Annotated in this window: 25 protein-coding genes and 2 pseudogenes; 11 read left to right on the plus strand and 16 right to left on the minus strand. The window is 61.4% G+C overall.

The window, feature by feature from the left end; all coding sequences use genetic code 11:
- The first annotated feature begins 94 nt into the window (after window positions 1–94).
- Window positions 95–1,237 (plus strand): glycerate kinase, encoded by a 1,143-nt coding sequence (locus HAV21_RS18120; RefSeq protein ID WP_142937244.1) that lies wholly within the window; start codon window positions 95–97, stop codon window positions 1,235–1,237.
- Here the strand turns inward: HAV21_RS18120 and HAV21_RS18125 are convergent, their stop codons facing one another.
- Window positions 1,238–1,480 (minus strand): DUF2630 family protein, encoded by a 243-nt coding sequence (locus HAV21_RS18125; RefSeq protein ID WP_105691148.1) that lies wholly within the window; start codon window positions 1,478–1,480, stop codon window positions 1,238–1,240. It lies immediately after the preceding gene.
- A 90-nt stretch (window positions 1,481–1,570) separates the two neighbouring features.
- Between HAV21_RS18125 and HAV21_RS18130 the strand changes: the two genes are divergently transcribed.
- The gene (locus HAV21_RS18130) at window positions 1,571–2,014 is read left to right on the plus strand and encodes a YdeI/OmpD-associated family protein (protein ID WP_142937243.1); all 444 of its coding nucleotides are present in this window, start codon (window positions 1,571–1,573) and stop codon (window positions 2,012–2,014) included.
- Window positions 2,015–2,752: 738 nt separating this feature from the next.
- Window positions 2,753–3,052: a hypothetical protein gene (locus HAV21_RS18135; protein ID WP_142937242.1), complete on the plus strand. Its 300-nt coding sequence runs from the start codon at window positions 2,753–2,755 to the stop codon at window positions 3,050–3,052.
- A 73-nt stretch (window positions 3,053–3,125) separates the two neighbouring features.
- On the opposite strand, the gene HAV21_RS18140 is transcribed toward HAV21_RS18135, so the two are convergent.
- Complete coding sequence (locus tag HAV21_RS18140; RefSeq protein WP_166842655.1) at window positions 3,126–4,361, minus strand: MFS transporter; 1,236 nt, start codon at window positions 4,359–4,361, stop codon at window positions 3,126–3,128.
- A gap of 51 nt (window positions 4,362–4,412) precedes the next feature.
- Here HAV21_RS18140 and HAV21_RS18145 point away from each other — a divergent pair, with 51 nt between their 5' ends.
- Window positions 4,413–5,207: a DUF5937 family protein gene (locus HAV21_RS18145; RefSeq protein ID WP_243753370.1), complete on the plus strand. Its 795-nt coding sequence runs from the start codon at window positions 4,413–4,415 to the stop codon at window positions 5,205–5,207.
- Window positions 5,208–5,254: 47 nt separating this feature from the next.
- On the opposite strand, the gene HAV21_RS18150 is transcribed toward HAV21_RS18145, so the two are convergent.
- Complete coding sequence (locus tag HAV21_RS18150; protein WP_166842656.1) at window positions 5,255–5,806, minus strand: dihydrofolate reductase family protein; 552 nt, start codon at window positions 5,804–5,806, stop codon at window positions 5,255–5,257.
- Window positions 5,807–5,847: 41 nt separating this feature from the next.
- Window positions 5,848–6,174 (minus strand): hypothetical protein, encoded by a 327-nt coding sequence (locus HAV21_RS18155; protein WP_166842657.1) that lies wholly within the window; start codon window positions 6,172–6,174, stop codon window positions 5,848–5,850.
- Between the two features lie 955 nt (window positions 6,175–7,129).
- Between HAV21_RS18155 and HAV21_RS22370 the strand changes: the two genes are divergently transcribed.
- Window positions 7,130–8,239 (plus strand): VCBS repeat-containing protein, encoded by a 1,110-nt coding sequence (locus tag HAV21_RS22370; protein ID WP_243753371.1) that lies wholly within the window; start codon window positions 7,130–7,132, stop codon window positions 8,237–8,239.
- Between the two features lie 360 nt (window positions 8,240–8,599).
- On the opposite strand, the gene HAV21_RS18165 is transcribed toward HAV21_RS22370, so the two are convergent.
- From HAV21_RS18165 to HAV21_RS18175, 3 genes are all read right to left on the minus strand, one after another.
- Window positions 8,600–8,947 carry a hypothetical protein gene (locus HAV21_RS18165; RefSeq protein ID WP_166842658.1) on the minus strand — a complete coding sequence of 116 codons (348 nt, stop codon included), beginning with the start codon at window positions 8,945–8,947 and terminating at the stop codon, window positions 8,600–8,602.
- A gap of 393 nt (window positions 8,948–9,340) precedes the next feature.
- On the minus strand, window positions 9,341–10,129 hold the full coding sequence (locus HAV21_RS22060; RefSeq protein WP_208097085.1) for a hypothetical protein: 789 nt from the start codon (window positions 10,127–10,129) through the stop codon (window positions 9,341–9,343).
- A gap of 347 nt (window positions 10,130–10,476) precedes the next feature.
- A complete protein-coding gene (locus tag HAV21_RS18175; RefSeq protein WP_208097087.1) occupies window positions 10,477–10,896 on the minus strand; it encodes a hypothetical protein in 420 nt (139 codons plus the stop codon).
- Between HAV21_RS18175 and HAV21_RS22520 the strand changes: the two genes are divergently transcribed.
- Window positions 10,890–11,021: a hypothetical protein gene (locus HAV21_RS22520; RefSeq protein WP_279539024.1), complete on the plus strand. Its 132-nt coding sequence runs from the start codon at window positions 10,890–10,892 to the stop codon at window positions 11,019–11,021. The genes HAV21_RS18175 and HAV21_RS22520 overlap by 7 nt on opposite strands.
- A 146-nt stretch (window positions 11,022–11,167) precedes the next feature.
- Window positions 11,168–11,416 (plus strand): hypothetical protein, encoded by a 249-nt coding sequence (locus HAV21_RS18180; RefSeq protein ID WP_166842659.1) that lies wholly within the window; start codon window positions 11,168–11,170, stop codon window positions 11,414–11,416.
- Window positions 11,417–11,516: 100 nt separating this feature from the next.
- Here the strand turns inward: HAV21_RS18180 and HAV21_RS18185 are convergent, their stop codons facing one another.
- On the minus strand, window positions 11,517–12,083 hold the full coding sequence (locus tag HAV21_RS18185; RefSeq protein WP_024818924.1) for a type 1 glutamine amidotransferase domain-containing protein: 567 nt from the start codon (window positions 12,081–12,083) through the stop codon (window positions 11,517–11,519).
- A 189-nt stretch (window positions 12,084–12,272) separates the two neighbouring features.
- Here HAV21_RS18185 and HAV21_RS18190 point away from each other — a divergent pair, with 189 nt between their 5' ends.
- Both HAV21_RS18190 and HAV21_RS18195 read left to right on the plus strand, forming a co-directional pair.
- Entirely contained in the window at window positions 12,273–12,764 is a 492-nt protein-coding gene (locus HAV21_RS18190; protein ID WP_166842660.1) for a DUF2975 domain-containing protein, read from the plus strand.
- Window positions 12,764–13,051, plus strand: coding sequence for a helix-turn-helix transcriptional regulator (locus HAV21_RS18195; protein ID WP_166842661.1), 288 nt, complete (start codon window positions 12,764–12,766; stop codon window positions 13,049–13,051). Before HAV21_RS18190 ends, HAV21_RS18195 begins: the two co-directional genes overlap by 1 nt.
- 547 nt (window positions 13,052–13,598) lie before the next feature.
- On the opposite strand, the pseudogene HAV21_RS22600 reads toward HAV21_RS18195, so the two are convergent.
- The 6 genes and pseudogenes from HAV21_RS22600 to HAV21_RS18225 all read right to left on the minus strand — a co-directional run.
- Window positions 13,599–14,009, minus strand: a pseudogene (locus HAV21_RS22600) (Gfo/Idh/MocA family oxidoreductase); the annotation flags it as partial.
- Between the two features lie 24 nt (window positions 14,010–14,033).
- Complete coding sequence (locus HAV21_RS18205; RefSeq protein WP_166842704.1) at window positions 14,034–15,053, minus strand: LacI family DNA-binding transcriptional regulator; 1,020 nt, start codon at window positions 15,051–15,053, stop codon at window positions 14,034–14,036.
- A gap of 45 nt (window positions 15,054–15,098) precedes the next feature.
- Window positions 15,099–16,556, minus strand: a complete 1,458-nt coding sequence (locus HAV21_RS18210) for a GH1 family beta-glucosidase (RefSeq protein WP_166842662.1) — start codon at window positions 16,554–16,556, stop codon at window positions 15,099–15,101.
- Window positions 16,556–17,458, minus strand: coding sequence for a carbohydrate ABC transporter permease (locus HAV21_RS18215; RefSeq protein WP_166842663.1), 903 nt, complete (start codon window positions 17,456–17,458; stop codon window positions 16,556–16,558). The genes HAV21_RS18210 and HAV21_RS18215 overlap by 1 nt, the downstream gene beginning before the upstream one ends.
- Window positions 17,455–18,555: a sugar ABC transporter permease gene (locus tag HAV21_RS18220; protein WP_166842664.1), complete on the minus strand. Its 1,101-nt coding sequence runs from the start codon at window positions 18,553–18,555 to the stop codon at window positions 17,455–17,457. Before HAV21_RS18220 ends, HAV21_RS18215 begins: the two co-directional genes overlap by 4 nt.
- A 63-nt stretch (window positions 18,556–18,618) precedes the next feature.
- Entirely contained in the window at window positions 18,619–19,935 is a 1,317-nt protein-coding gene (locus HAV21_RS18225) for an extracellular solute-binding protein (protein WP_142937230.1), read from the minus strand.
- A gap of 1,030 nt (window positions 19,936–20,965) precedes the next feature.
- Between HAV21_RS18225 and HAV21_RS18230 the strand changes: the two genes are divergently transcribed.
- On the plus strand, window positions 20,966–21,859 hold the full coding sequence (locus HAV21_RS18230) for a lysozyme (protein WP_166842665.1): 894 nt from the start codon (window positions 20,966–20,968) through the stop codon (window positions 21,857–21,859).
- Window positions 21,855–22,157: pseudogene (locus HAV21_RS18235) on the plus strand (S-layer homology domain-containing protein); the annotation flags it as partial. The gene HAV21_RS18230 and the pseudogene HAV21_RS18235, both read left to right, overlap by 5 nt.
- 74 nt (window positions 22,158–22,231) lie before the next feature.
- Here HAV21_RS18235 and HAV21_RS18240 read toward each other — a convergent pair.
- Window positions 22,232–23,587 carry a solute carrier family 23 protein gene (locus HAV21_RS18240; RefSeq protein ID WP_142937227.1) on the minus strand — a complete coding sequence of 452 codons (1,356 nt, stop codon included), beginning with the start codon at window positions 23,585–23,587 and terminating at the stop codon, window positions 22,232–22,234.
- An 85-nt stretch (window positions 23,588–23,672) separates the two neighbouring features.
- Window positions 23,673–26,183 (minus strand): OpgC domain-containing protein, encoded by a 2,511-nt coding sequence (gene opgC / locus HAV21_RS18245; RefSeq protein ID WP_166842666.1) that lies wholly within the window; start codon window positions 26,181–26,183, stop codon window positions 23,673–23,675.
- Window positions 26,184–26,242: the final 59 nt, after the last annotated feature.

A 26,242-nucleotide genomic window follows, 5' to 3' on the forward strand; every position in this document is an offset into this window, starting at 1 on the left:
GCCCCGGCCGGATCCACCCCTACGTTCAGCCCCTGAGAGCCAACGTTACGCTGCGGGCAAGCGCTTTCCGGGGCAAGCTGGCAAGATAGGACCCATGCGTATCCTCATCGCCCCGGACAAGTTCAAGGGATCACTGACCGCCGCCGAAGCCGCGTCAGCCATGGCCGAAGGTGCCCTGCGCGTTTACCCGGATGCCGTGACCACTCAGTTTCCCGTTGCCGACGGCGGGGAAGGTACCCTCGACGCCGCGATCGCTGCGGGCTACGAGGAACGGAACAACGCGGTTGTGGGCCCTATCCTCAAGCCTGTCGGAGCCTCGTGGGCCATCCGCAAGGATGCTTTCGGTGGGGCAAGCGCAGTCATTGAGACAGCCATGGCGTCCGGTCTGGCCCACATGGAGCCGACACCTGAGAATTCGCTGCGCGCCCATAGCTACGGCTGCGGCCAACTCGTAGCGGCGGCCCTCGACGCCGGCGCTACCGAGATCGTGCTCGGCTTGGGCGGCTCAGCGATGTCCGACGCCGGTAGCGGCGCCTTGCGTGCCTTGGGGCTCAAACCCCTTGATGCGGCCGGCAATGTAGTGCCCCTCGGCGGAGGTTCCCTCGCCGACGTCGTTGCCTTGGATGTCTCCGAGCTGGATCCCCGGCTGTCCGCCGTGAAGTTCAGGATCGCCGTCGACGTTCAAAACCCGCTGTACGGGCCGGAAGGTGCCGCGCACGTTTTCGGCCCCCAGAAGGGTGCGGATGAGGACGCCGTGGAAAAACTCGACGCCGGTCTCCGCAATTGGGCGTCGCTCCTTCGGGAGGCCACGGGCCGCGATGTCAACGTTCCGGGAGCTGGGGCAGCGGGCGGGTTCCCGGCGTCGTTCCTGGCTTTCAGTGACTCCGCGCTGGAAGGCGGGTTTGCGCTGGTGGCCGGGCTGACCGGCCTGGCGAAGCACTTGGGCGAGGCCGATCTGGTGATCACCGGTGAAGGTTCCATGGACGAGCAGTCGCTCACCGGCAAGGCACCCATCGCGCTGGCTGACGCCGCGAGTGTGCATGGCATCCCGGTGATCGCGGTGGCTGGACGCATCACAGTCACGCCGGAAGACCTGGCGAAACACGGCATTGTTGCTGCAGCCCAGTTGCTGGACGTTGCGCAGCGCAAGGATGGCGTCCCGGACGTCGCCGACGCCGTTGCTAACGCCGCCAAATACCTCGCGTGGGCTACCAGTCAGGTGCTTGAAGGAGCGTAGTTACTGCCGGTAGCCCTCAACTTCGCTGATGGGGCGCGGTTCAGCGCTGTCCGGGTTCTCCCCGGCATCCCGCTTCGCCCTGCGCTGGCGGAGCAAATCCCAGCACTGATCGAGCTGGGCTTCCAGGTGAGCCAGGCGCGCCGTGCTGTCGCCGCCGTCGTCGTCTGACCCGGCAGCGTCGCGGAGGCGGTGCTCTTCCTCCACAAGAGACTGAATTCGTTCCAAAAGGTCCTGCTCGTCCATGTTCTCTCTCCTTGGTTAACGTGGGGCGTACGTTGAACCTAGTCCTGCTGATGGGGTGCGTCCACCACTGACCGGCGGCATACTTGGGACATGAAATTCACAACCACCATTGTGGGCGAAGGCAACAAGGCGGGCATTGAAGTTCCCGAACAGATCGTTGAGGGGCTCGGCGCAGGCAAACGGCCGCCGGTGGTGGTGACCATCAACGGTCAGAGCTACCGCAGCAGCATCGCGGTGATGGGCGGGAAGTACATGGTGGGCGTTAGCTCGGCCAACCGGGAGCTGATCGGCGCCGCGGCAGGGGACACCGTCGAGGTGGGCCTGGAGGTGGACACCCAGCCGCGCGTTGTGGAGGTGCCGGATGATCTTACAGCTGCTCTGGACGCCGAGCCGGAGGCGAAGGCCTTCTACGGAACGCTCAACTACAGCGCGCAGCGGCGTTACGTGGAACCGATTGGGGATGCCAAGACCGCGGAGACCCGCGCACGACGGATTGCCAAGATGATCGCGGATCTTAAGGCCGGGAAGAAGTAGCCCTTTTGGCTCGGCAAACAAAAAGCGCCCTGAACCATGTCATGTTCCGCCTAGTGGCTTCACTACTAAGTAGTGACAGGCTGCAGGGCGCATCTGGAATGCGGAACCGCAGCCACGGCTGACGAGAAGACGAGACCCTTTTGTCGGCCGGTCACGGCGCACGAGCAGGGCCCCATCTGTTGGCTGGCCGGCCGTGTGTACGTCCGCTCGCTCAAGCGGACAGTGTGGCCGGTTCTGACTTAGACCCCCCGGGCCGGCCACACGCCCCTACGCGAGCGGCCCCCGTCCGGCGATCCATCAGATGCGTTACAAGAGCTCCCGCTGATATGCGCTGTGCTTCCTGCCCCACTTCCGCGCCATAAATCATCCCAGGTCGCCACAGACTAAGCGCCAGAGTTGTTGCGTTGGGGGATGATCCATGGAGCACGAGGAATGCCGGAACCACCACTGCCTGGAAGGGCGGATCTGGAAACAAATGGGTGAGTTCCCTGATGGGCCTTGCCCGGATTGCTCGGCCGTGGACGGAGCCTCCGTTCCGGACCCATGGAGTAGGCAGCCTAGAGCGTCGCGGCTGCGGAGCTTTCTGCAGCGGTTTCTCCTTGAATAGCTCCGGATCTTCCTGCCTGAGATAACTACAGTGCGGGTCTTAACTTCGGTTCGGAGCTGCGCTATCTTAATCCAACCTGCGTCGGGCTGGCTGGGGAGCGCACGCTACGTCAAACGAATCGAGGTATAGCAATGCGCATCAAAATTCTTTCCGCCGCACTCTGTGTCGGTGCCCTGACCGCGTTGTCCGCCACTCCGGCATTCGCCGCCGGCCAAGTGGAAAAGGGCCCTGAGAACTCCAATTCAATCTGCTCATATTCCGGCCTGAACGATGATCCCGATGCTGCCTACCCTGAGGGTGGAAGGGTGCAGTCCTACGGTCAAGCGGTCAGGCAGGGGCTTAAAGCTGAGCTGGCCGCCCGTGGAGAATCTCCCAGTCTCCTCTGCAACGGCCACAGGCTTCCCTGGCAGGAGGTGACGGGTAGCCACTGACGTTTGGATCAGGCAAATGGCTGTTTCTTCAGGGATCATTCCCTGCGGGAGACAGCCATCTGCGCCTGGCTGCTTAGGCGACTTCCGCCGTCGTTGATGCCTTCCGGGCTATCAGCCAGGTTCCCGCCGCCGAGGCGAGGAAGACCGCACCCAGGATGGCCCAGCCCAGCGCACCATGTTCGACGACGGTGGCGGTCACCACGAGCGGTGCGAGCATGGCGCCCAGCGCCGATCCCATACCGAACATCCCTTGGTAAGCGCCGGCTTGGAGTGGATTGGCGAGCTCGAAGCTGAGTCCCCAGGCTCCCGCTTGTGAGAGGATTTCCGCGAACGCATGCAGGAGGGCAGCGCCGCACAGCAGGGCGATGGCGGCGATGGCCGGCGCCCCGCCCGCCGAGGCGTAGAGCACGCAGGCCAGAGCCATGAGCACCCCACCAGTCAGCACGATCTTTCCTGCACGGCGAGGGTGGTCGGTGCCCCGGGAGAGCGGCACTTGCAGCAGGACGACACACAGGGTGTTGATGACAAGGATGACCGATATCAGGACCTCTGGGGCGCTGGTGTCCTGTGAAATCCACAAAGGAACGCCCATCTCGGCGAGCCCGAATTGCATGCCGAAAATACCGGACAGCACGGTCAGCAGTACGTAGCGACGGTCCCTGAAGGGGGAGATTCCGCGCTTCGGTGCAGGGGTGGCGGGATCGCGGCGCGGAGCGTCTACTCGCTTGGGGAGGCGGCGCAAGTACAGCGCGCTCAGGATGTAGACCACGCCGGCGCACACCATCATTCCCCGAAATGCGTCGGCGGTTCCGGCCAACAGTGCGAGTCCGGCAATCATGCCTCCAACAGCAATGCCGAGGTTGGTGATGGTGCGGAGGACTGCGCGCGCATTCACGCGGTTTGGGCCGTCGAACGCCCGGGCGATGATCGCGGAACGCGTGGCATTCGCGCCCCGGTTTACTCCCACTGCGATGCAGGCAATCACGACGGCGGTGCTGAAGTTCCCGGCGAATGTATAGCTTGCGATCGCGAGACCTTCGATGGCGACCATGCCCACCAGGAGTCGACGGGCTGAAAAGTGGTCGGCGAGTCGACCGCCGATATACGACGTGGCAACGCCGACCCCGCTGGACGCAGTGAGAATCATCGCGATTTCTACGGCGCTCAATCCCACGAAGCGGCTGAAGTACAGCACTGTCAACGTGAGGAAGATACCGCGGCCCACTGTGGCTACGAGGATGGCAGAAGCAAGGATCTTGAGGGTGGGATCTGAGAGTGCGACGCTGAGACTATCCGCGACCCGAGCCATTATCCACTTCAGCTGCCTTGGCTGCGCCGGACGGAAGAGGCCCGCTCCCGCTTGGACCTGGATGGATTGCTGGCTTTGGTGGACGACCGATTGTGGACACCGGACTTCCTGAACCCGCGGCCCGAGTCCCCACTTACGCGGATCGACGACGAATTTGCGGCATTGGAGCAGATTTCGGCCACCCAATTTCATGGGGACCTGATCCGGGTGCACGGCGCAGTTCCGTCCATCTTTTCCGGCCCTGTTGCTCCAGCTATCCGGCGAATGGTCCGAATCCTCCGGGAGTTTTGGGACGACTGCTTCGCGCCGCACTGGCTGCGCATGCGCACCATCCTGGAAGCGGACATCGTCTACCGCGGCCGGCAGATTGCGCAGGGTGGGTTGTTTACTATGCTGAACGACTTGTCCTACGCTGTGGAATTCGATGGCCGCGTGATTTCCGTGCGGTTGAAGAACCCGGCGTCGAGGACCGAGAAAACGGACGGCCTGGGGTTGACCTTGGTTCCCACCATGTTCACCCGCAGGGCTTCTGCTCCCGTGAACCATGGCGATCCACCGCTGCTGATGTACCCGGCTCGGGGCCAAGGTGCCATGTGGGAGGCGGAGCGGGTCACGAATCCGGCCGCCATAGTGGCCGTGTTGGGTGAGGTTCGGACCAGTCTGATCACGGCCCTTGCTGCCCCGGCCTCGTCCACCGAGCTGGGCCTACGCTTTGGCGTCACAACGTCTGCCGTAAATCAGCATCTTAGGGTGCTCCGGGACGCCGGACTGGTGACCTCAACCCGTTACGGCCGCAGCGTGCTCTACTTCAGGAGCGAACTTGGCGCGTCGTTGCTGCTGGGGTGACCGCTGAGGCGGCCCGACGGCGGCAGGCGGGTGGCGCCGTCGTGCTTTTAGTCTTTGCGCAGACTGTACGTGCTGACCACGTTGCCCTTGGTGGTGGCGTACTGGTTCTCGAGGACGAGCCGGTGCAGGGGATCGCCGTCTTCAAAAAGTCGTCGCCCGCTGCCGGCCACAACCGGGTGCGTCATCAGGGTGAGTTCGTCCAGGATGCCTGCAAATAGCAGCTGGCGGACCAGGGAAATGCTGCCGCAGACCGCGATTTCGCCGCCGTCCCGCGACTTCAGCTCTGTGACGAACTGCTCAACATCACCCTCGATCAGGTGCGAGTTCTCCCATTCAAGGGGTTCGGTGAGGGTTCGGGATGCAACGAACTTCTCGATCGGGTTGATGAAGGCTGCAAAGTCGTCGTCTTGCTGCGCGTTCGGCCAATATCCGGCCCATTCCTGGTAGCTGACACGGCCCAACACCACGGTGTCCACGGTGTTGATCATCTTGGTGAGTCCCGTACCGAGTTCGTCGTCGAAGCTGTCGAACTGGAACTTGAAGGGGTCCTGAACTACGCCGTCCACTGAGTGGAAAAGGCCAGCGGTGACTTTGCGCATGTGGATCTCCTGTTGGACGGCGGGTGCTCGATTTGTTGCTTTTAGGCGGCGCGGCTGGCGGTTTGGAGGCTGCGGGATGGAAGGGCGGTCACGTTGGCGGGTTCCGCGGCAAGGCGAACTGGAACGGCATGGAGTGCTGCGTAGCCCTGCAGCTGATCCAGTGCGTCCGGGTCAATGGTCGCTTGGGAAAGATCCATCTCAACGCCGAGTCCTCCACCCAAACCCTTGGTGCGCTGAACCACCGGGTAGAGCCCTTGGAGGCTGGAGGTGGTCACTCGACCGGTCGCTGCGATCTGGATCTGTTCGCCGTCAACGTCGACGCGAACAACTACGGAGAGCTTGTCGCTGGCCAATGTACTGCCTTTCATCTTTGCTGCCACGCTGCAGCGTCCCCCAGCGTATTCGCAGAGTGTGACCTGCGCAACATTACGACGGCGGGGCTGCCGCCAGCGCCGCGGTCACATAGCACGTATTTCTGCGAGGAAACTGTATTCTCTACCGAGAGGCCTCTATCAGGCCATCCATAGCCTGAATATTGGGGGATAAGTGCGCTCAAGTACCGCCGCTGGCGTGCCGGAAAAATCACGTCAACTTAGCCTTTTGTCGAAGCTGACGGCTGCGCTTGTGGCAGTGCTATTGATGATGGTCGCGCTCCCCGCCCTACCGGCCAATGCCGTCACAGTGGCGAGCGAAGCTCCCCAACTCACGGCCGTTGAATTGGTCTCCGCAGCCCAACTAGCGCCTGGGCAGACTGCGAAGGTGCGATTTACGCTTAGCCAGCCTGCGCAACGCGTGGAGTTCCGGTACCGTGATGCGTCCTTGTCCGAGCCTCGTAGCCTGATCTGGACGGGAGACCCTGGGCCCGGCCCATTCACAGCTGAGGCCACGGCAGCCATTGGCGCCAGCGACTTTTACGAAGGTCTGCAGCGGTTGACCGACGTTCGTATTGTCTTCCAAAAAAGCGGTCAATCCTACCCGGCCGAAACTGCGGCCCGAAGGAACAGCTCATCCGATTTTCTGTTCAGCGACAACGCTGGGGATCCGCTGCTTCAAAATGCTGACTTCGCCGTCAGTAACCCTTCGAGAGTTTTGCGGACCCCCCAAGCCTCGGTTTTGCCGAAATTCCAAGCGAAGCAAGATGTGTGGAGCAACTGGAACTATGGGGTAAACGGCACGGTATCTCCCGGTACATGGACCGCAGGCGTCACGAAGGTGCACGTGCAGTGGGTTTCGGGGGGAGTTGCGAAGCTCTTTCGCTACGAATCCGGAACGGAGCCATTCGAAGGGTCCGTCCGATCCGCTGATGCGGGGAAGGAAGTGTCCTTGCGCGTCACAACGGTAACCCCGGGGTTCACATCGGTATCCGCGGAATCGGAGCCCTATCTGTTCGTCACGAGCGGCCCGATCGCTGTCTCAGGGAAGCCCTGGATCAACTCCGCATTGAAGGCAAGTTTTGACGTCTCGTCCATCAAGGGCATCCCGGTCGGCACGACTCCCAAGGTGGAATTTTTTTGGCTTACTAAGTCCACGTCGTATTCCGCTGGCACGGGGCTTCCCCCTGGCGTGGACTATGTTGTCAAAGACGCAGACGGCGGAGGAACTGTGCGCGTCACAGCCGTTGTTTCGCTTGGAGGCAAAGTTGTAGGCCGTTTCGTCAGTGATTCCACTGAATATGTGACTAATCCGGCCCCGTCTCGGAACTATGTCAATCGGGAAGTCAGCGACTTTCTGATGGCCCGGACTAGTGACGGCAGGCTCTGGATGTGGGGCCGCAACTTCGGAGCGTTCCCCAAGGAGATTGGAACGGGTTGGAACGTCTTTGACAAGATTTTCTCTCCCGGGGACTTCAATGAGGACGGGCACGCCGATGTGCTGGCCCGGAAGCCCTCCGGAGAACTGTGGATGTACCCCGCTGACGGTCAATACTGGTGGAAACCGGCTTCGTTGGTGGGCGTTGGTTGGCAGGGCATGACTGAACTCATTGCTCCCGGCGATTTTGACTCGGACGGCCACGATGACGTCCTGGCCAGAAACCGGGACGGCAGGCTGCTCCTCTACCCGGGTAACGGCAAAGGTGGCTGGCTGGCTCCACGGCAAGTCGGTGCTGGCTGGAACATGTTCAACAGGGTCTTCTCAACAGGCGACTTTGACGGAGACTCGCACGCAGACATCCTCGCCACGAATGCGGGTGGCCAGTTGTTCCTCTATTCCTCCAATGGCAAGGGTGGTTGGCTTGGCTCGAAGGTGATCGGCTCGGGTTGGCAGTCCTTCAAGGGCGTGTTCAGCGCCGGCGACCGGGACTACGACGGCTGGACCGACATTTACGGAATCGACGGCGCGGGGTACATGTATCTCTACCCCTTCAAGTCGGGAAGCTGGAAACCCCGGACTTTGGTTGGCGCCGACTGGGACGTCTTCACCGCATTGTTCTAAAGCAGCGGGCAACTTTGCAGGGAAACGCCACGTGCCGCCGTCGTACTTCTTGTGAAAGTACGACGGCGGCACTAGCTGTAGGGGGTCGCTGGCCGCTAGGCTGTCTGGCCTGCGTGATTTACAGCCCATTGGGGAAGGTGCCAAGGACACCCCGACCTGTTGCGTCCTCAACGTTATAGATCATCGCTGATGAGACCTTGGGATCGTTGTACCAATCGTCTAGTTCAACCCGGGGTCGACCCAGGCCGCTGGCGGCTGCATCGGGTCAATACATATTCAATGGGCGTCGACAATCAATTCCGTTATGCGTCAACCGCCCCTTTCTGCACTGCAGGTGATTTCCTCCTACCGCGGCTGCCGCTATGTACGCAGAAGCGTGTCGTGCACCGTCACGTGCTCGCCGACCTGAACGGTCAACAGGCCGTCCAGTCCCTCACAGCGGGTCCACACTCGGAACACCATGCCTCCATGCTCGTCACGCACGGAGATCTTCGAGGCGGTCTCCCGCTCAAGAGCAAGCCGCACTTCATCTCCGTTAAGCCAGCGGACGCTTGCTGACCCAGCGATCTCGTCCCAGGTCACCTTGACGGTGCTCCCATCGTTCGCCCGCGCGATCACTGATACCACCCACGACTGGCTAGACGGCTCGATCACAATTCCGAGATCATTCAAGTCTTCCAGCCGCGGAACCTCAAGTTGCGCGCTCATAACCACATGCTGTCACACTCGGCAAGCGCAATGACCTGGGCTAGCTGCACGCATAGGGATCCCTGGGTTCTTGCGGTGATTGCAACACTTAGCCGATGGGTGTTGTCATGGCAGGATCTTCAATTCATGTGAGGCCTGATCTTTTGCAGGTTCCTTGGGCCGGGATGCAGGCTGGCGATTTCATCACTGATGCCGTTGTTCCGATCGATACGAGCCGGCGTACCGGGCGCAGGTTCTTGCTTGAGGCTGGTGGTGTCAGGCCTCGGCGGGGACCGTGGTCATGGACCAATCGAGGCCCGAACCAACCTCGTTGAATCCCAGCGATCTCCCATGAGCCGCCACCCAGCCCACACCAGAAACGACAGAAAAACCCGCGCAACTGTGGCAGGAACTCTACGTGGCGCTGCTCGAAGGAGTCTGCGAAAGGGCCCGCAGGTAACTTTCGGCCAGGTCAGTCCAATCCTCTGCGGATGCTTTGTCGTCGGCAACAAGCTTTAGGCAATCGGTTACCGTGTCATCCGCGTACCTCGGCATCAAATGCGGCACGGAGCGGCGTTCCCAGGCCGCAGTGAGGCCCTTACGGCTTTCTGACTTTCCCATTTCAATCCAGACGTCGTTTCCGACAGTCAAGTCATTAACGCTGTTGAATTCCGGTGCTTTGGGCCAAGAACTCCACGCACTGGTAAATGCGGACGCAACAGCCGTCCTATCGTTGGGCAGTCGCAGAATTCCGTAGTAGAGGCACCCCAATGCAAGTCCCTCGACCACCCGCTTCACTTGCTGACGCTGCGCTGTGGCACCGGTGCTATTGACAAGCTCAATCAACGGGCGAGTCTCTGCAGACTCCGGCAAGGTCTCCTCTGACACCCGGGAAATACGCGGCATCGCGGTGACCCGCGGCGCTGGCGGAACATCCGAGGTAGTCACGCTATCGAGAACCCAATAGCGGCTGCCGGCCATCTTGCGCTGAATAGACCGCAAGATCACGATTGTTTCGTCGTCTTGGAAACCAGTGGTCATAGACCAGTCCAGCCCCGATCCCACGACACCGCTGGCGAACACGATTTCCGTGGCCAACAGGGCACGGCGCCAATCGGGTTTGCTGAGAGCTCCTCCCGCCCTGATCACCTCACCAATTCGGGAGCCCTCACCAAGCAGATCATTGATACTAAGAAAACCCATGGCCACAGCCATCGCATCAGATGGGCGGGCGGGGCCACCCCACTCCAACAAGCCCCGCCAGAGAAGCAAGCGCTCCTCATCACTGAGATCTAAAGCAACTGTATTCACCATACTGACCGACGCTCTCCGATGCTGTTTCTTAACTACTGCATAAACCAGAAGCCCCATGAATCCTTCGGACGGAACACACTTCCTCCGTCTTATGGAAAAGATCCCGCATGACAACAGTTCCGTCCTTGGGGTATGCGGTCCTGCCTGGTGCTCCATTCCCAGCCGGACGACTCAGCCCGTTTTCGCGGACATCTTAAATCAACTTCGCCAGCCCCTCCTTGATATACGAGAGAAAGTCACCCCGGCTTGTCAGGAGCGTCCGGCCGACCGTTTATATGTTTCGGCCCGACATACTCTTCCTGCTGCAGATCAGCCGGGTCGGAAACTATCTCCGCGGCCGATTTTGGCATCCGGCGGCGCGGTGAGAAGTCGACTTTCCAGCTATCGAGTTCGAAGACGTCGTTGTCCTTATCGAGATTGATCGCAACTAGGACGGGAAAGCCATCCTCATCGTTAAACCAACCCTCCGAAAGGGTAAGTCCATACCTTCTGGATGGCTTCGTGCTCTCAAATAGAAGGCTGCCCATTCCACCGTCGTTCATGTCGCTAACCCGCAGGGCGTCTAGATCGAGCGCGCTCCACTTTGGCTCGTCCACACGATCAAGCAGGGTTTTCATGATGAGGACTTCGCCAGGAAGAAGCGATCTGAATGCCATCTCAAGATCTTACGTTCGCTATGTACCCTCTCGATGCCGTGGAGAAGCGGTGGGGCAGGGGTGAAGACGGCGAGTTCGTCAAGGCCCTTGCCGACAAAGTGATTGACCACTTCAAGGTCTACTAACCGACTGTCGATCCCGAGGCCTTGAGTGGATGGGACTTGCTCCGCTTGCGGACCTCAATGAATTCACGGGCACTCCTGCCCCTTTCGGCCCCTAGTCTCCGCTGATAGTTTGGCCATACTCGTTCAGGCCTATGTGGGGAGAGACTATGAAGCGTCACAAGACCATTGCCACGTTTGCAGCAGCGATCGCACTTGCCGCCGGCGGCCTCGCGGTTGCGGCGCCGGCGCAGGCTGTGGGCTACACCTACCTGTACCCGACAGACTTCAGCTCACAGTCCTCGTGCAACACGAAGCGCTTCACCATGAACTCCTCCTGGACCCGCGCAAGCCAGTGCTTCACCATGACCGACACCGGGAAAGTCGTGTGGAAGTTCTCCGTCACCGTGCGTGGCTAGTCTCGCTACCAAGCCTTCAAGTCACGAAACGCCAAGTGCCGCCGTCGTACTTCTTGTAAAAGTACGACGGCGGCACTTGCCGTAGGTGGGTCAGTGACCGCTAAGCGGTCTGGCCTGCGTGCTGGCCCTCGGAGATTTCCTCCACGAGCTTGCTGTTGAAGGCCGGCAGGTCGTCCGGGTTGCGGCTGGTGACTAGGCCTTGGTCGCACACCACTTCCTCGTCAGTCCAGTTGGCGCCTGCATTCTTCAGGTCCGACTGGAGCGTGTGGAACGAGGTGACGTTGCGGCCCTTGATGACGCCGGCGTCGATGAAAATCCACGGGCCGTGGCAGATCGATGCAACCGGCTTGTGCTGTTCGAAGAACGCGCGCGTGAAGTTTTGGGCGTCCTTGTCCACTCGGAGGTTATCCGCGTTGACGACGCCGCCCGGGAGAACCAGCGCGTCGAAATCGGAGGCGTTTGCGTCGGCCACGGCAAGATCGACGTCGAAGGTGTCACCCTTCTCCACGCCATTGAAGCCTTGGAGCTTTCCCTTGGATGGGGCCACGAGCGTTGGCTCGCCGCCCGCGTCCTTGACGGCCTGCCATGGGCTGGTGAGTTCCACCTGCTCCACGCCGTCCGTCAACAGGAATGCGACCTTCTTGCCTGCGATGTTGTGTTCTGACATTATTCCTCCTCGTTGCGCAGCGGGGTGCTTTTTGGGCGTGGACCGCCGCTGTGAGAGTTGTTTGTCTGACCTGTTCCAGCCTAAGTAATGAAACTTTAGTAAGCAAGCTGACTATCCACAATACTCTCGAAGAGTTGCTTAAGTATCGAATATCGATAGAATCAGGTTGTTGGTCGATAAAGGAGACTCATGGGAAAGCTGACAATCCTCGCGTTGCGGGTAGTCATCGCGTTAGTGCTGGCGGGTTCATTGTTCGTGCAAGTACGGATGGTCCCGCTGCTCTCAACGGACCTTGTTGAGGCCGGTGCCCCGGATGGTCCCCGCATTGCGCTGCTCGCCATCGTGGTCCTGGGTATTCTGTGCGTCCAGGTGGTGGCGGCCTGCGTGTGGCGTTTGCTGACCATGGTGCGCCGCGGGACGGTGTTCTCCCACACGGCCTTCCGATTTGTGGACGTCATCTTTGGGGCCATCGCAATCGCGTCGGTACTGATGTTTGGCATCGCAGTGATCCTGGCGCCAGGTGAGATTGCCCCTGGCGTCGTGCTGCTGATCTGTGGGGCGGCGTTGTTGATCGGGGGAGTGGCCCTGGTTGTGCTGGTGATGCGAACCCTCCTCGCCCAAGCCGTAGCCCGGGACGCAGAAGCGGAGCATCTCCGGTCCGAGCTGGACGAGGTGATCTGATGCCGATCATCGTGGACATTGACGTCATGCTCGCCAAGCGCAAAATGCCCGTAGGAGTGCTCGCCGAGAAGGTAGGCATCACCCCGGCCAACTTGGCCGTGCTAAAGAACGGCCGTGCGAAGGCGGTGCGTTTTACTACGCTCGAAGCGCTGTGTGAGGTGCTGGAGTGCCAGCCAGGGGACCTGCTGCGGTGGGAGTCCGAAGATCGCTGGGATACCGGAGACCCATCTGTCGACGCGCCTCATCCAACAGTTCCATGGTCCCAACAGACTCCTCAGGAGTCATGAACGGGCTCTTGGTCAGCCCGGCCTGCAGGCAACGCGTCACCTCGCGCAGCTCGTAACTGAACCCGTGCCCCAGCACCTCAAATTCCTCCGTCCGCAGTGTGCCACTACGAGGCTGGATAACGAGCTCGGCCGGCTTGAAAAGGGGAGCCGAGGATCGCAGCCAACCTTCCGTTCCTCCCACCGTCACCACGCCGGGGCACTCAGTGCCGATCGAGGTGATGAACTGAGCGTGTGCCCCACCCTGGTAATCCAACGTGACGGAGCTCTGCAGGTCCACTCCCTCAGGAGTCAAAACTCCGTTGGCCAGCAAACTGCGAGGCTCGCCGAAAACTCCCAGGGCCCACGTCAACGGATAGACGGCAAGGTCCAGCAACGCTCCGCCCCCGGCAGCCGGATCCCAGATCCGTGAAGCGGGATCGTAGGCAGGTACAAAGCCAAGATCGGCCTGAAGCCAGCGCGGCTCTCCAATTTCTTCCGAACGCAGGATTTCCATGGCGCGGCAGAAGCTCGGCAGGAACCGGGTCCACACTGCCTCCATGAGGAAAAGCCCCTTGTCCCGGGCGAGGTCAGCCAGCTCACGTGCCTGCACGGCATCCATGGCCAGGGGCTTTTCGCACAGTACGTGCTTGCCCGCATTGAGCGCGGCCAATGCGACGACGTGATGCTGCGCGTGCGGCGTGGCGACATACACGACGTCGACAGCGGGATCCGCCAGCAGCCGCTCGTAACCGGGCGTCTCCCCGACGTCGGAATACGCAGAGACGAAGCCAAACTTCTCAGCAAAGCTCCGCGCCGACGCCTCCGTGCGCGAACTGACAGCCTGAAGGACAGAGTCCTCCAGGAGCGCGAGGTCTTCCACCACCCGTTGTGCAATAGAGCCTGTGGCCACGACTCCCCATCGGATGGGATGGCCTGTCGCCCTGGAGGGCGCTACGGTGCTGACGGGAGCAGGAATCATGGAAAAGCCTTTCAAGGCATAGAGCTATACGGAATCGCGGATCACGATCGAGGTAGGCATTCTGTTCACGCGTTCTGCCGGTTTGCCCTCGATCAGGTTCACCAGGGTTTCGGCCATTTTCTTGCCGAGTTCAACAATCGGGTGATGCACGGTGGTGAGAGCTGGGGTTACGGAGGTAGCGAAGGAATCGTCGTCAAAACCCACCACGGCGATGTCCTCCGGGATGCGCAAACCGCGCCCTTGAATGGCGGTGTAGGCGCCGGCAGCCATCTGGTCGTTCGCTGCAAAAACGGCGTCAACAGGCACGCCGCGGTCCAACAATCGATGCATGGCTTTGGCGCCCGAGGCCAAAGTGAAGTCGCCCTCCTCCACCAAGCCTTCCCCCAGGCCTGCCTCCCGTACGGCCGTCCTCCACCCAGCAAGGCGGTCCAGCCCGGGAGGCATGTCTTGGGGGCCGGCAATGGTTGCAACGTTTTTTCGGCCGCTCTCGGTCAGTAGACGCGTGACCTCATAAGCCGCTTGCTCGTTGGCCACGTCAACGTAGTAGCTCTCCTTGCCACCTACCAAGGGCCGCCCCGCAAACACCATGGGCAAGGACCCCGAGAGGTGCGTCCAGGAGTTATCGCCACTGTGGTGCGACACCACCAGAACCCCGTCCACGTTGCCCCCAAGCAGGAAGCTGCGGGTCTTCTCCGGTTTCGACTCCGAGGAGATCACCATGTTCAGCGTGTACTCGGTATCGGTGAGATACAAGGCGATGCCCTGCACTACCGAGGCGAAGAATGGGTCTGCGAAGACCTTGGACGTCGACTCCGGAACGATCAAAGTGACCGCATTTGCCCGGCGTTTGGCGAGCGAGCGTGCTGCGCGGTTTGGCGTGTAGTCGAGGGCAAGGATCGCTTTCCTCACGGACTGTGCCATCTCCGGATCCACACTGGGGCTGCCGTTGACCACGCGGGACACGGTGGCCCGCGAAACCCCGGCCAAGGCAGCCACCATCTCAAGGGTGGGTACCGGCCGGGGGCCGCTGGTGTCCTGCGTCATGGTCATCTCCGGAACGTAAGAAAAAGTAAGCCTTTGAAGGCTACTTTAGGCGCTCACGGTGGCGTCGGCTGATGCCTTGGCCGAGGCGATGACCCTCGAATATGCCAGTCCGCTATCCTTCACCGTGCGCTCAAAGGTGTCGTAATCCACGCGAACCACGCCGAACCGTTTGCCATAGCCCCAGGACCACTCAAAGTTGTCCAGGAGCGACCAAACGAAGTAGCCGCGCACATCAGCTCCCTGGTCCAATGACTCTCCGACTGCCGTGATGTGATCCAGGACGAACTGGGTCCGCTCGGCGTCATGGACCGCCCCGTCAGGACTGACGACATCGTCGTAAGCGGCACCGTTTTCGGTGATGTACAGCGGTGGCAGCGTGGGGTATTCCTCGCCAAGACGCACCAGGAGCTTCCGCAGCCCGTCCGGATTGACCTCCCAGTTCATGGCCGTGCGCGGCAGGCCGCGGCTGGGGAATGCGATGTCCTCCGAACCAATCCAGCACGACGACGTCGGGCGGGTTGCGCCGCCCGAGTGGCCGTCGCCGTGTTCATCAGTGGGGTGACCACTGATGAGGTCATCGTGGTAGTGGTTGACCCCCAGAAAGTCGATGGGAGCACCGATGATCTCCAGGTCGCCAGGTTTGATGACGTCCCGGATGCCGAACTGCTCAAGGTCGTTGAGCGTGTCCTCCGGGTAAACACCACGGAGAATCGGATCGAGGAAGATCCGGTTCTGCAGCGAATCAAACCGGCGGGCGGCGTCAAGGTCCACAGGATCGGAAGGATCCCGTGGGATGGAGTTGCTCAGGTTGAGCGTGATCCCCAGCTGTTGGGCGCCGCGGCTCCGGAGCTCATTGACCACCAGGCCGTGGGCGAGGTGCTGGTGATGGATTGCCGCCACTGCAGCATCCGGCTCCTGACGGCCCGGAGCATGCACGCCGGCCGCATAGCCAAGGAGTGAGGAGCAGAAGGGTTCGTTGAAGGTGGTCCAGTGCTGAACCCTGTCTCCCAGTGCCGAATAGACGTCGTTGGCGTAGTCCACGAAGCGGTAGGCGGTGTCGCGGTTGGCCCAGCCGCCCTTCTCCTCCAGCGCCTGCGGCAGGTCCCAGTGGTAAAGGGTCAACCAAGGGAGGATGCCGGCGTCGAGCAGTTCATCCACCAAACGTGAGTAGAAGTCCAGGCCTTCGGCGTTCGCGGCCCGGCCACCGGGACGGACGCGTGACCAGCTGGTGGAGAACCGGTAGGAATCCAGGCCCAGCTCCTTCATGATCCTGACGTCCTGCGGCATGCGGTGATAGTGCTGCACCGCGTCCTTCAACGTTTCACCGTTGGCAATGGCGCCCGGAACGCGGGCGAAAGCGTCCCACACGGAATCTTCCTTGCCGCCCTCGTGGCTGGCACCTTCCACCTGGGCTGCGGCGGTGGCCGAGCCCCAAAGGAAGCCCTTGGGCCACACCCTGTTAAAGGGAGTGATCGCTGGGTGGGTTGTTGCTTCGAATGGCATTAGCCCTTCACTGCTCCTTGCATAATTCCGGATATGAGTTGTCGTCCCGCCACGACGAAGAGGGCCAGCAGCGGAAGTGTTGCCATGACGGCGCCGGCCAGGACTATGGAGTAATCCACATACCGGGCCGACTGCAGTTGGCTGAGCGCCGTCTGCAAGGTGGGATTGCCGGCGTCGAGCACCAGCAAAGGCCACAGGAAATCAGTCCACGCCGTCATGAACGTGAACAGGCCCAGGATGGCCATGGCCGGGCGCGCGGCCGGGAGTGCCACATGCCAGAACGTTGAGATCATGGACGCTCCATCCATGCGCGCCGACTCGATCAGCTCGTCCGGGATCACGTCCACCAGATACTGCCGCATGAAGAAGACACCGAACGCCGTGACCAGCGTAGGGATCACGACGGCGCCGATCTCACCGGTCCAGCCCAGCGTGCGCATCAGCATGAACAAGGGGATGATGCCGAGCTGCGTGGGGATGGCCATAGTGGCGATCACCGCTACCATCATCCAGTTGCGGCCGCGGAAGCGCAGCTTGGCAAACGCATATCCGGCCAAGGTGGAGAATCCCACCACGGAAATGGTGATGATGCCCGAGATCAGCACGCTGTTGCCCAGCGCAAGCCAGAACGGGACGGTGTCGAACACCTCCCCGACGTTGGTCCAGAAATTTCCGCCCGGGAACAACGGCGGCCACGTCTCCCCGAGGGCCTCGTTGGAGCGGCTGCCGATGATCACGGACCACCAGAGCGGGTAGGCCGATGCCAGGAAAAAGGCGAGCAACAACCCATAGGTGAGGAACCCGGGCCGGCGGCCGTTGCCAAAGAGTGCTTTCCTGGCGGTCAGGGACCGGGAGGTTCGCTGCGGAGCCGGCGCTTGTGGTCGGTTTTGCGTGAGGGTCATTGCCCGCTCCTCGGGGTCGATTCTGGTGCCGTTACCGGTTCTGCCGCTACCGCCTGGGCGGCCAGGCCGGCGTCGTGCGCTTTTGCTTTCGCCGCGGAAGAGCGCTTACGACGGCGGCGACTGGCTGCTCCGCGATCGTCGCCGTTGGTGGCGATGCGGCGTGAGATTAGCCAGTTCACGATGCCGAAGAGCAGGATGATCAGGAACAGGAGCCAGGCGATGGTGGAGGCTTTGCCGAAGTTCTGCCGCTGGAAGGCCATCTCCCACAGGTACAGCACGGTGGTCTGGAACTGTCGTGCCGTTCCGCCCGCCGCCACCGGATCGAACAGCCGGGGCTCCGTGAAGATCTGCAACCCGCCAATGGTCGCAGTGACAATGACGAACACCATGGTGGGCCGGATGCTCGGCAGCGTGATGCTGAAAAAGCGCCGGACCGAACCGGCGCCATCGATCGCTGCGGACTCATAGATATCCCGCGGCACCGACTGCATGGCAGCCAGGAGAATCAGGGCGTTATAGCCGGTCCAGCGCCAATTCACCATGGTGGCAATGGCGATGTGGCTGGGAAGGGTGTCGTTCTTCCACATAACGGGGTCAATGCCGAAGCTGGCCAGGATGTTGTTGATCAGCCCGTACTGCTCGCCAAACATGTTGGTGAAGATCATGGCAACAGCCACGGGAGTCACGACGTAGGGGAGCAGGATGCTCATGCGCCAGAACGTCTTGGCGCGGAGGTTCTGGTCCAGCACCGCGGCAATGATGGTTGCCATGATCAGCTGGGGAATGGTGGAGATCAGGAAGATGCTGACGGTGTTGAACAGGGAGTTCCAAAAGAACCTGTCCTGAAGAACCTCTGCGAAGTTCTGGAATCCCACAAACTCTCCCTGGCCTTTGAGCAGGTGCCAGTCGAAGAGGGAAACGAAGAACGTGTAGCCCAGGGGAAAGAGCCCCACCAGGGCGAACAGGATGAAAAACGGTGCGATATAGAAGTACGGGGATGCCTTCATGTCGAAGACATTCAGGCGTTGGCGGAACGTCGGTTTCGGTTTGGTGGCGGCCGCTCTGCCGGCTGCCGGGCGATTCAGGGTGGTGGTCATGGTCGGGTCTCAGACTCTGTGAGGGGGCCTCCGGTTTCCCGGAGGCCCCACGGCCGGGTGCTGCTAGTTGTTGACCACGAGGTCGTTGAGAAGCTTGACGGCTTCATTCCAAGCCTCATCTGCGGTGCCCTTGCCCGAGTCGAGCATCTTGAGGGCCGGACCGAAGACGTTCTCCTGAATGACAGAGTCATCCGGACCCTTGAACTGTGCGATCACACCTTCAGCGCGGGACTCAAAGATGGCGCCATAGGGAGCGTTGTTGAACAGTTCGTTCGGCTTTGCCGCTTCCACGATCTTTGCCTGTGCTTCCAGGGTGCTGGGGAAGTTGTTCGCCGCAGCGGACTGCTTGATCTGCTGCTCAGGTGCGGTCAGCCATGCTGCCAGCTTGGCTGCTTCAGCGGGGTGCTTGGAGGTCTTGGGAACCGAGAGGAAAGCACCGCCCCAGTTGGAGGCACCGCCCGGGAAGACATCCGCTACATCCCAGCCGCTTGCCGGTCCGCCGCCGGCGGACTCGAGCTGGCCCTTGATGGTGCCCAGCATCCACGCCGGGCAAACGTGGGTAGCGAAGGATCCGTCCACGAAGGCCTTGCCGTTACCCCAGTCGAACTGGGTCTGGTTGGCGGAAAGACCATCAGCGGTTCCGGCGGCGAGCATGTCGAACTTAGCCCGCATTTCCTTGTTGCCTTCGACGTTCAGCTTGCCGTCCTTGGTGTAGTAGCCCTCGTCCATCTGGTTGACCATGGAATTCCAGACGAAGCCGGACTGGTCATACCAGGCCTTGCCGGTGGCCTCTTTGTACTGGCGGCCCAACTTGAAGTACGTTTCCCAGCTTCCGTCCTTGCCGCCGAAAAGTTCCGCGACTTTCTCGCGGTCACTCGGCAGGCCCGCCGCCTCGAAGAGCTTGCCGTTGAAGCAGAGTGCCTGCGGTCCTATGTCCGTGCCGTAACCGATCACACGGCCATTGGGGTCCGTGCCCTGCTTGAACTTCCAGTCCACCCAGTTGCCCTTGATGTCCTCTGCGCCGTGCTCCTTGAGGTCCACGAACTGGTCCGAGACCTCCATGATGGAGCCGAGCCAGCCTTCCTCGATAGCCGTGACGTCGCTGAGCCCGGAGCCTGCGGCGAGCTTGGTGAACGCATCGGTCCGGGCGTTGGAACCACGGTCGATGTTGGTGGCCTCGATGGTGACGCCGGGGTTCTGCTTCTCATATTCGGCATACAGGTCGTCGTATCCGAAGGTGCCGAAGGTGGTCACGGTCAGTGTGACGGGGTTGTCGGCGCTCGCTGCCTTATCGCCTCCGCCGCTGCAGCCCGCTGCTACGAGGGCCAGTGAGGCTACGCCCGCCAGGGCAGTGAATTTCCTTAGTCGTGAAAACTCCACGATCACTCCTTTGTGTGTTCGAGCGACCGTACGCCAACGGCGAGAGAGCGCTCTCTGGGATGTGGTACCAATGTATGTGCTGCAAGTCACCTACGTCAAGAGAGCGCTCTCTGAGAATTGCTCTGTGTCTTCGGGCGACCACCTCGGTGCCCGTCACTCGAAGGGTTAGCTCTCGGGGCTTTGGGTGGCTCATGTCGCCGAGAATCTGTCCCTCGATGATCACTTCCGGGGCGGCTGAAAGTTTGAAAAATCGCGTGCAATAAGAAGCGATTAGGAGGCCAAATGCAGCTGCAGAACCCGTTGAGGGCGATTTGTCCGACGCTTGAGGCTGATGTCCTCATGGCATTGGCTGACGGTCGTCCAAGTACACCCGGGCATCTGGTTCGGGACCGCGGCATCCAAGCCTCTGTGTCGGGCACTCGGCGATGCTTGGAGCGCCTTCAAGAGGGCGGCATTGTGATGGGAATCCAAGTCGGAAACCGAACCGAGTACGCCCTGAATTCATCCCACATGCTCGCTTGCGTCATCGCAGAAGCATCCCGGGGCAGGGATCGATTCATGCGTTTTGTTTCCCGCGCAGTATTGAGATGGCCTGAACGCCCGCTGCAGGTAACCCTTTTTGGTTCAGCGGCACGCGGAGACATGCGCAATGACTCTGATATCGACTTGCTGTTCATCATTCATGACGGTGCTGACGACGACCTATATGAGCAGATTGGAAACCTGGCCGTGGACGTGTACCGCCTTACCGGCAACGACGTTCGTCCGATGATTTACGAAGCGGCCGAAGTGCGGGCGGCACCGATATTCGACTCGATTATGAGGGAAGGCGTCCACGTTCACGGTGACCGTCACTGGTTGTCGCGCGCCTGCTTGATGCGGCGGCTGCCTAGTGACGGCGAGGTCAGATGCGAGTGCGCGTCTAGAGGATTCGCGGGCTTTCCTCGACGTCGACCTTTAGTTTGGATAGTAGGCTGGGCTGAACCACGTGGGGGCGCCGGTTCCTCCCGCATGCCGAAGGAATCGTCGAATGAAACTCTCCACGCCCAGCTGCCCAAGCACCCCGGAAACGTCACCCAAACGGCGGCCGCAAGGGATTGTCGGCGCCAAAACGGCCGCTGCCTTGCTCGCCACCATGCTTCTCATCGCGTCCGGTGCGACGCCGGCCACCGCTTCCGATGAATCGCCCACAGTCCAGAACGACCACGCCATGGGATCTACAATTCGTGGTCATGAAAGCGCAGGCCACTTGTTCACCCTTCAGGCCACGGAGTCCGCCTCATCATTGCCGGGGGTGCCCGGAATGGATGTCAGTAGCCACCAAGGGGTGGTGGACTGGACCAAGGCTGCAGAAAACGGGGCCAGGTTCGCGTACGTCAAAGCCAGCGAGGGAACCGAATACAGCAACCCGTACTTCGCCGACCAGTACGCCGGGGCAGCTTCGGTTGGGATGCTGCGTGGCGCGTATCATTTCGCACTTCCCAACGCGTCTTCCGGTGCCGCTCAAGCCAGCTATTTCCTGCAGAGCGGTGCAGCCTGGACTCCTGATGGTGAAGCACTGCCTGCGCTGTTGGACCTCGAGTACAACCCCTACGGCAGCTCTTGCTACGGAATGACCCCGGGTCAAATGGTTTCGTGGATCTCCGACTTCTCCACCACCATCCTGTCGCGAACCGGGCGCCTTCCCGCCATCTACACCACCACGGACTGGTGGAACACCTGCACGGGTAGGGCCAACGGATTCGGCAACCACCCGCTGCACATCGCGAGGTGGTCAGCGACGCCCGGAGAGCTGCCCGCGGGTTGGCAGGCCTACACCCTGTGGCAGCACGCTGATTCAGGCGTGTTTCCGGGTGATCAGAATGTTTTCAACGGTACTGTCCAGCAGTTGGCAGCCTTCGCCAGCAACCCAGGCCCCATCTAGCAAGGGCATTAGTACCGGATGGGTTGAGGCGAACGGGACCAAGACGTACCGCCCGCTTGAACCGGTAGCCCGCGATGCCATGGCCGCCTTCATGTACAGGCTGGCCGGTTCGCCGGAGTTCAATGCCCCAGCGGAGTCGCCGTTTGCGGACGTTGACACCACCAACCCGTTCTACAAGCAGATCACCTGGCTCGCCAGCAAGGGCATTAGTACCGGATGGGTTGAGGCGAACGGGACCAAGACGTACCGCCCGCTTGAACCGGTGGCCCGCGATGCCATGGCCGCGTTCATGAGCCGTTTCGACACCAAGTTTGGGGACCAGCAAGGCTGCTCCCGGATCCACACCTCATCCGCAGGTCCCGGCAGGAAGCCCTACTTCCCCTTCTTCCCGCCCCTCTTGGCCGCAGCATTCATTGCTGACTTCACCGCAGGCGGCAGCCCCGCCGTCTCGGTTTCCGGCTCGGCCACAGTCCCGCGCCAGTGGGCCAGCCCCTTCATGCCGTGGTAAATCACCAGGGCAGCGGCTGACCCGAGGGCAATACCCGTGAACTTCAGCTCGCCAATGGTCCACGTGTAATCAGCAATGCCGATGATCAAAGCCACGGCGGCTGTGGTCAGGTTGATCGGGTTGGAGAAGTTCACCTTGTTCTGCACCCAGATCTTCACGCCGAGCACGCCGATCATGCCATACAGCATGGTCGCGGCGCCGCCCAGGACGCCCGCCGGAACGGTGGCGATCAATTCGCCGAATTTCGGGGAGAAGCTCAGCAGGATGGCGAAGATACCGGCCACCCAGTAGGCCGCCGTCGAGTAGACCTTGGTGGCGGCCATGACGCCGATGTTCTCCGCATACGTTGTGGTACCGGAACCGCCGCCGAACCCGGCAAGTACCGTCGCGGCGCCGTCGGCCATCAGCGCGCGGCCGGAGACGCCGTCGAGGTTTTGGCCGGTCATCGCGGCCACCGACTTCACGTGCCCCACGTTCTCGGCCACGAGGACCAGCACCACGGGAACGAACAGCCCCACTACGCCGATGTGGAATTCGGGTGTCTGGAAAAGCGGCAGGCCTACCCACGCGGCGGCGTCCATCTTTTCGTAGTTGACCTCGCCGCGCATCATCGCCACGAGATACCCCACCACAACACCCACCAGGATGCTCAGGCGGCCAAGAATCCCGCGGAACAGCACGGAAACCAGGATGATGGTAACCAGCGTGATCAGCGCGGTGACGGGAGCGGCGTCGAAGTTCGCTTTCGCGGCCGGCGCGAGGTTCAGGCCGATCAGCGCCACAATCGCGCCGGTGACAATGGGCGGCATTAGCCGGTTGATCCATTCGGCGCCAAACTTCTGGACCACCGCACCGATAAGCGCCAGTACGACGCCGGCAAGCACCACACCGCCCAAGGCGCCGCTCACGCCGTACTGCTGCTGGGACGCCATGATGGGGGCGATGAATGCGAAGCTCGAACCGAGGTAGCTGGGCACCCGGCCTTTGGTGATCACCAGGAACAGCAGCGTGCCGATACCCGAGAAGAGCAGTGTGGTGGCCGGGGGCATGCCCGTGATGATGGGGACAAGGAACGTCGCGCCGAACATGGCAACCACGTGCTGCATGCCGATGCCGATGGTCAGGGGCCAGGCGAGCCGCTCGTCGGGGGCCACCACGTGGCCGGGGCGGATGGACTTGCCATTGCCGTGGAGCTTCCATTTGATGCCGAGCATGCTCATGGCGGGGCCTTCCTCAGAAGAGTATTGGGATTCGGTGCAACATTACCGCCAATGCGGACCTTGGGGCGGCGGCGAATGCTGGTCTCTAGCGGGGAACCAGCCCGAACAGGAACTTTGTTTTGACCATTACCCACAGTGTGGCAAGCAACGCGATGTACACGGCAGTGTTCAGCCACAGGTTTCCGTCCCGCAGGGCAGGGATGTTGGCAATGGCCACAATAAAGAACACGTGCATGATGAACACGTACAGTGTGGCCTGGCCCAGAGGTATGAAGAACCAGCCCACGGCACGAGACAACGGCTTCCAGAAAGCACTCAACAATGCGTACAGGGCAATGGTGATGAGGAAGACGTTGAGCACCCGCCCCGGGCCAAGGTAGGTCCTACTGAAGAAGGTGTCGTAGACGAACCTGAACGTGCTTTCCGGGATCAGTGCGAGCCTAACGTCCAGTTGATTGGTCAGGTAAGGGCCGCTCCAGGAGAACACGGCACAGACAGCGGCCAGGAAGACGCAAACTCCCAGAAGCAGGCGGCGCTGCGGGTCACCGAACCACTCGATGATCTGACGCCGATAGAACCCGGCGGTCATCCCCACAACAAACAAGAGCTGCCACACGAGAAGCGGGAAAGAATCCTCGAACTGCGACGGCAGCAGGCGGAAACGGAAAATTGATCCCGCCGTGTAGAGGCCGACGCTGAGCGTGAGGACCAGCCACGTGAATCCGCGCGAGAGCGCAACGAGGATCAGGGGGCTAATCAGCAACAGGATCACGTAGAGCCCCATGATGTTGAACTGCCACGGCCCAACCTGCAGCAACAGCAGAGCCGGGATGAGACCCTGCGGGACGGGGAACTGCAGCAGTCCCTCCATCCCGGCGTAGAGATCGTACGTAGTGCCTGCCGCTGCGCGGCCTGCCCCGCCGGTTCCTTGATCCGTGAAGGTGGTGACTGCTGCGGCGTTTATGAAGGGAAGCAGGCTCAGCCCGTACACGATCAACACCACGGCAAGGGCCGTGAAGTACAACTTCCAAGCGCGCTTGGTGGTCCCGTCTACAACGTCACCCAGGTCGGTGGCTATCCGGGGACCGTAAACCATGCCGAGGACCACACCGGAGAGCATGACGAAGAGCTCCGCACCGGAAACCACCCCCAAGGTCTCCTGGCTGAGCAGCTGGAAAACGGAGTTGATGCCCACATGGTTCACCACCACGAACACGATGGCCAGGCCCCGGAGCATGTCGATCCGCGCATCACGCTTACCCGTGCCGGTGTAGGACCATTTACTGGCGAAAGCCCGCGAGGACAACAGCCACAATGCCGCCACAGCAATCAGCACGGACCCGGCCGAAGCCCACGCCGCCCAGCCTTGGATGACCGTCCCACTCTTCGCTTGAGGGGCTTCGATGCCGGGCACGTTGTCCAGTCCCTTCTCAGTGACGGGTCCAAGGGTGAGGCCTGAGGTGTCCAACGAGGTTCGGAACGGGGTGGCCAGCTGGGGCTCAGCAGTGCTCCTCCAGTCAATGGGCACCCGCCCTGGTTCGCGCACATCGGTGGTCTCATTCCACACCACAGCCCGGACCGCCCCATTACCGGGCTCCGCCACCGAGGCAAAGACCTGGTGCCACCACGTTTGCTTGACGTCCAGCTCAGAAGCGCCACCGGCTCCGGGCGAGTAGAAAGCCCCCGTCTCAACCAAGAGAGGCTTGCCGCGGGCCTGTGCATAGGTGTTGTAGAAATTGTCCGTCCCAGGCCCGCCGCTGGAAATTCCCCCGCTGGATACGTGCAGGGCTTCATTGAACTCACCCGCCGCGGGCAGCGTATTGCTGGCCTTACCGGCGCCCGTCGTGTCGTGATAGACGGACAGCCCAACCCAATCCACCACGTCATCGCCCGGATAGTACGGCTCAAAAGCGGAGTCATCCTGATCCCACACGCCATTGCCGCTCGTGTCCACCGATCCCAAGGGCACGCCCTTGGGAGGCGTAGACGTTTCAACCTGGAACGGGTAATCCTTCTCAGCTGTGGGAGACCACACCATCACCGGATCCGGCAGGGTGGACCGGAGTGCTGCGGCTACGTTGTCGAAAGCAGCTCGATAAGCTTCCGGCTCCTGTCCCCAGCTGACCCACGGGGCGTTCATTTCCGGTGCGAAGCGGATGAAGACCTTCCCTCGAAAGCCAGCTGCCGCCGTCGTGATTTGACGCGCAAAAGCGGACGCAACGTCGTCGTTGATGTCCTTCAGGGCGATCCCGGGGCGGACCGTGAGCAGCGCGTGCGAGCCTTGGTCCGCGATCTGGGAGAAGTAACCCTTCAAATATTCGCGGCCGCCGTCATCCACGGGCATGGACACGTTCTGGCCGTACAAAGCCGCGGGCGTACCGAGTCGCTGGGCGTAATCCGCAGCTGAGTCCTTGTCCCAGTCCAGCAAAGCCCCGAAAAAGCGTGTTCCAGGATCCTCGACGCCAGGCTGCTGCTGTTCGGAACCGAGTGTCTGCGTGGACGCCAACGCCTGCCCGGTTGGCATCAGGAACATCACCAAAAGCACCACAAGAACAGCCAGTGCCCGCTGGCGGGCCGCTAAGGGAAAGGTAGGCATCAGGCCCCTTCTGGTGTCGTCATTCCCACGGCTGAACGTCCCCCACAACGGGTGGCAGC

The sequence above is a fragment of the Paenarthrobacter sp. MSM-2-10-13 genome (assembly GCF_011605365.1).
Lineage (GTDB): Bacteria > Actinomycetota > Actinomycetes > Actinomycetales > Micrococcaceae > Arthrobacter.

Coding starts and splice junctions, on each gene's coding strand:
- HAV21_RS18120 (WP_142937244.1), top strand. CDS start 95: ATGCGTATCCTCATCGCCCCGGACAAGTTCAAGGGATCACTGACCGCC.
- HAV21_RS18125 (WP_105691148.1), bottom strand. CDS start 1,480: ATGGACGAGCAGGACCTTTTGGAACGAATTCAGTCTCTTGTGGAGGAA.
- HAV21_RS18130 (WP_142937243.1), top strand. CDS start 1,571: ATGAAATTCACAACCACCATTGTGGGCGAAGGCAACAAGGCGGGCATT.
- HAV21_RS18135 (WP_142937242.1), top strand. CDS start 2,753: ATGCGCATCAAAATTCTTTCCGCCGCACTCTGTGTCGGTGCCCTGACC.
- HAV21_RS18140 (WP_166842655.1), bottom strand. CDS start 4,361: ATGGCTCGGGTCGCGGATAGTCTCAGCGTCGCACTCTCAGATCCCACC.
- HAV21_RS18150 (WP_166842656.1), bottom strand. CDS start 5,806: ATGCGCAAAGTCACCGCTGGCCTTTTCCACTCAGTGGACGGCGTAGTT.
- HAV21_RS18155 (WP_166842657.1), bottom strand. CDS start 6,174: ATGAAAGGCAGTACATTGGCCAGCGACAAGCTCTCCGTAGTTGTTCGC.
- HAV21_RS18165 (WP_166842658.1), bottom strand. CDS start 8,947: ATGAGCGCGCAACTTGAGGTTCCGCGGCTGGAAGACTTGAATGATCTC.
- HAV21_RS22060 (WP_208097085.1), bottom strand. CDS start 10,129: ATGGGTTTTCTTAGTATCAATGATCTGCTTGGTGAGGGCTCCCGAATT.
- HAV21_RS22520 (WP_279539024.1), top strand. CDS start 10,890: ATGCCATCTCAAGATCTTACGTTCGCTATGTACCCTCTCGATGCCGTG.
- HAV21_RS18175 (WP_208097087.1), bottom strand. CDS start 10,896: ATGGCATTCAGATCGCTTCTTCCTGGCGAAGTCCTCATCATGAAAACC.
- HAV21_RS18180 (WP_166842659.1), top strand. CDS start 11,168: ATGAAGCGTCACAAGACCATTGCCACGTTTGCAGCAGCGATCGCACTT.
- HAV21_RS18185 (WP_024818924.1), bottom strand. CDS start 12,083: ATGTCAGAACACAACATCGCAGGCAAGAAGGTCGCATTCCTGTTGACG.
- HAV21_RS18190 (WP_166842660.1), top strand. CDS start 12,273: ATGGGAAAGCTGACAATCCTCGCGTTGCGGGTAGTCATCGCGTTAGTG.
- HAV21_RS18195 (WP_166842661.1), top strand. CDS start 12,764: ATGCCGATCATCGTGGACATTGACGTCATGCTCGCCAAGCGCAAAATG.
- HAV21_RS18205 (WP_166842704.1), bottom strand. CDS start 15,053: ATGACGCAGGACACCAGCGGCCCCCGGCCGGTACCCACCCTTGAGATG.
- HAV21_RS18210 (WP_166842662.1), bottom strand. CDS start 16,556: ATGCCATTCGAAGCAACAACCCACCCAGCGATCACTCCCTTTAACAGG.
- HAV21_RS18215 (WP_166842663.1), bottom strand. CDS start 17,458: ATGACCCTCACGCAAAACCGACCACAAGCGCCGGCTCCGCAGCGAACC.
- HAV21_RS18220 (WP_166842664.1), bottom strand. CDS start 18,555: ATGACCACCACCCTGAATCGCCCGGCAGCCGGCAGAGCGGCCGCCACC.
- HAV21_RS18230 (WP_166842665.1), top strand. CDS start 20,966: ATGAAACTCTCCACGCCCAGCTGCCCAAGCACCCCGGAAACGTCACCC.
- HAV21_RS18240 (WP_142937227.1), bottom strand. CDS start 23,587: ATGAGCATGCTCGGCATCAAATGGAAGCTCCACGGCAATGGCAAGTCC.
- opgC (WP_166842666.1), bottom strand. CDS start 26,183: ATGCCTACCTTTCCCTTAGCGGCCCGCCAGCGGGCACTGGCTGTTCTT.